Below are 3001 nucleotides of genomic sequence, written 5' to 3'. Positions count from 1 at the left end.
CCGCACCGCCGACCGCCTGGGCGAGGCCACCGCTCTCGTCAACCTGGCCGTGGTCCAGTCCGCCCAGGGCGACCTCGACACCGCCCTGGCCAACTGCACCCGAGCAGCCGCCCTGGCCCGCCAGGAGGGCAACCCGCACACGGAGATGCTCGCCCTCCTCCACCTCTCCCGCACCCACCTCACCTCCGGCGCTCCGGACCAGGCCCTCCACGTCGCCCGGACGGCCCTCAATCTCGGCCCCGAACACGAGGAGGCCGCCCGTACCTCTCTCCTCCACACGGTGTGCGGCGAGGCCCACCTGGCCCTCGGCAACAAGACCGAAGCCCTCGCCCTCCTGGAACGCGCCGCCGACGAGGCGGAGTCCACGGGCTACGACGAGGGCGCGGTACGCGCCCTGGCGGCCCTGCTCCGGGCAAGCGGCCGGGCGGACCACCGCCGACGGCACGAGAAGGCGGCACGGAGGCTGGCGGGGGAGGAGCCGTAGTCGGCCGCCACCGGCCCAGGGGCCACGCGTCAGAAGGACGTCAGCCGGACGTCAGCGGGACGGCAGTGGGGGCGGTGAGAGTTGAGGTGTCAGCAGGTCAGTGGCTGGCCGACGGTTCGGAAGGGCCGTCGTCGACGTCTCACCTCCCGGGGGAAAGAATCATGAACGCTCCGCGCCGCACGGCACTGTTCTCCGTCGCTGCTTCCGCCGCGCTCGCCCTGTCGCTGACCGCCTGCCAGAGCGGGGAGGGGACCAAGGCCGAGGGGGCGGCGCCGGCTGCCGAGGACTCGGTCTCCGCCTCCACCGCTGCCTCCCCGCCCGCCGCCGGTGCGAGCACCAGCGGCAACACCGGCTCCGGCACCAGCACCGCCGTGGGGACCGCGCACAGGTCCGGCTCCACGTCCTCCGGGGCGCAGAAGGGCACCACCACGCCCCTCTGCCGGGCCCGGGACGTCAAGGTCAGCTCCGAGCGTCAGGACGGGCCGCCCTACACCCACATCGTCCTGACCGCGCGGAACACCTCGGGTCACCGTTGCGAGATGGCCGGGTTCCCGCACATCCAGTTCCTGGAGAGCCACAAGCAGGACGTGCCGTCCGTGGCGAAGAGCAAGCCGGCCGCGCCGACGGTGCTGAACCCCGGTGACCCGGCGTACGTGCTGGTCAAGCTGTCCGACGGGGGAGTGGACGAGGACAACGAGGTGGTGAACGCCTTCCAGCTGGTGCTGGAGGGCGACTCCACCGTCATCGCGGTGGACTCCTCGGCCGGCGGGGGTCTCGCCGTCGACCCCGCGAAGACGCTCACCGGCTACTGGACGACCGAACTGCGCAACGGCGCCGACGACTTCTGACCCCTGCCCCCTGAGCACCCCCCCTCGGGAGAGGAAGATCACCCGTGGGGGCGCGGTCTTGGCCAGGCAGGGCGCACGCGGTACCGTCGGGGCGATATCGACGACGGCGAAACGGAAGCCGGTGAGAAACCGGCACGGTCGCGCCACTGTGTGCGCGGTCCCTCACGGGGCCGCGCGAGTCAGACCCGTGGCCGTCGTCCTGTGCACCACCGAGATGGGACGCGAACTCCCAGAGGAGGTACTGCCATGGCGCAGTCCGTCGCTCAGCCGACAGCCGGAAACCCCGCCGTTCCCGCCAAGCTGCCGCTGAAGGAGGTAGCGCCCTGGGCGGTCTTCTTCGGCGTCCTCATGCTGGTCCTGCTGTACTTCGTCGGCGCCGAGCAGGGCGCCACCTCCGTGTTCAACGGCACGGACGTCCACGAGTGGGTGCACGACGCCCGCCACCTGCTCGGCTTCCCCTGCCACTGACGCGAGGGACGCCGCGCACCCATGAACTCCGCAACCGTGAGAAACCTCCTCGTGCGGGGCATGCTCGCCGGCCTCGGCGCCGGCGTGCTCGCCCTGATCGCCGCGTACTTCCTCGGCGAGCCCAGCGTGGACAGCGCCATCAGCTTCGAGGGCCACCACTCCCACGAGCACGAGGTGGAAGTGGTCTCCCGCTCGCTCCAGTCCACCGCCGGACTGGCCACCGGCGTCCTCGTCTACGGGGTCGCCTTCGGCGGCATCGCCGCGCTGGCCTACTGCTTCGCACTCGGCCGCGTCGGCCGCTTCGGCCCCCGCGCGACGGCGCTGCTGCTCTCCGGCACCGCGCTGGTCGCCGTGTACGTCGTGCCGTTCCTGAAGTACCCGGCCAACCCGCCCTCGGTCGGCGATGCCGACACCATCGGCAAGCGCACCACGCTGTACTTCCTGATGATGCTGCTCAGCGTGCTCCTGGCGGTCGGCGTCACCCTGCTCGGCAAACGCCTCGCCCCACGCCTGGGTAACTGGTACGCGACCCTGATCGCCGTAGCCGCCTTCGCCCTGCTGACCGGGCTGGCGTACGCCTTCCTGCCGGTCGTCAACGAGGTGCCGGAACACTTCCCGGCCACCCTGCTGTGGCGCTTCCGCCTCTCCGCTCTGGCCATCCAGACGGTGCTGTGGGCCGGATTCGGCCTGCTCTTCGGCGAGTTGGCCGAGCGGCTGCTGAACCCCCGCCCCGCGGTGGCACGCAGCACCGGCCAGGCGGTCGCCGCCTCCCACTGAGCCGGACATGACGACGAGAGGGGCCCCGGAGATCCTCCGGTGCCCCTCTCATTCGGCCCCAGGCCGCACGCCGGATGCGCTGCGCCCTTCGGGCCTCGGCCCCGGCTACTCACCCCCGAGCGCACGCCCCAGCCGCAGGTTCCAGCGTCCGGCCCGCCCCGACAGTTCCGTCGCGGTGAGGGGTGCCGCGTCCAGTCGCCAGAAGGTGCCGACGGGCAGACCCAGGGCGTGTACGACGGCCGCCCGCACCACCTCGGGCTCCACGACGGCGACCGTCCGGCCCTCGGGCACCGACTCCAGCCAGCGCCCCACCCGTGCGCACACCTGGCGCACCGACTCGCCGCCCGGTGCCGCGCAGTCCGGGTCGGCCAGCCACCGGGTCACCGCCTGCCCCTCCACCGCGCCGACCTCGGCCAGCGTGCGC

At 72.6% G+C, this 3001-nt stretch carries 5 protein-coding genes and 1 riboswitch; of the genes, 4 read left to right on the top strand and 1 reads right to left on the bottom strand.

The genetic code is table 11. The features are described 5' to 3' along the window. The 4 genes from CCN33_RS09590 to CCN33_RS09575 form a co-directional block, all read left to right on the top strand. Positions 1–484 (top strand): tetratricopeptide repeat protein (locus CCN33_RS09590; RefSeq protein WP_140394496.1); only part of this gene is annotated, 484 nt, incomplete at its 5' end. A gap of 161 nt (positions 485–645) precedes the next feature. After that, positions 646–1332: a DUF4232 domain-containing protein gene (locus CCN33_RS09585; protein WP_086693181.1), complete on the top strand. Its 687-nt coding sequence runs from the start codon at positions 646–648 to the stop codon at positions 1330–1332. A 58-nt stretch (positions 1333–1390) separates the two neighbouring features. After that, positions 1391–1542, top strand: a riboswitch (cobalamin riboswitch). A 36-nt stretch (positions 1543–1578) separates the two neighbouring features. Next, entirely contained in the window at positions 1579–1800 is a 222-nt protein-coding gene (locus tag CCN33_RS09580; RefSeq protein ID WP_086693179.1) for a CbtB domain-containing protein, read from the top strand. A 21-nt stretch (positions 1801–1821) separates the two neighbouring features. Continuing rightward, positions 1822–2577, top strand: a complete 756-nt coding sequence (locus CCN33_RS09575) for a CbtA family protein (RefSeq protein WP_086693177.1) — start codon at positions 1822–1824, stop codon at positions 2575–2577. Between the two features lie 105 nt (positions 2578–2682). Here CCN33_RS09575 and CCN33_RS09570 read toward each other — a convergent pair. After that, positions 2683–3001: histidine phosphatase family protein (locus CCN33_RS09570; RefSeq protein WP_244173742.1), on the bottom strand; the 319-nt coding region annotated here is incomplete at its 5' end.

Source organism: Streptomyces recifensis, from assembly GCF_002154615.1.
GTDB lineage: Bacteria > Actinomycetota > Actinomycetes > Streptomycetales > Streptomycetaceae > Streptomyces > Streptomyces griseoluteus.
The sequence above is the reverse complement of the archived record's forward strand: the minus strand, read 5'-3'. Positions and strand labels throughout refer to the sequence as shown.

Coding starts and splice junctions, on each gene's coding strand:
- CCN33_RS09585 (WP_086693181.1), top strand. CDS start 646: ATGAACGCTCCGCGCCGCACGGCACTGTTCTCCGTCGCTGCTTCCGCC.
- CCN33_RS09580 (WP_086693179.1), top strand. CDS start 1,579: ATGGCGCAGTCCGTCGCTCAGCCGACAGCCGGAAACCCCGCCGTTCCC.
- CCN33_RS09575 (WP_086693177.1), top strand. CDS start 1,822: ATGAACTCCGCAACCGTGAGAAACCTCCTCGTGCGGGGCATGCTCGCC.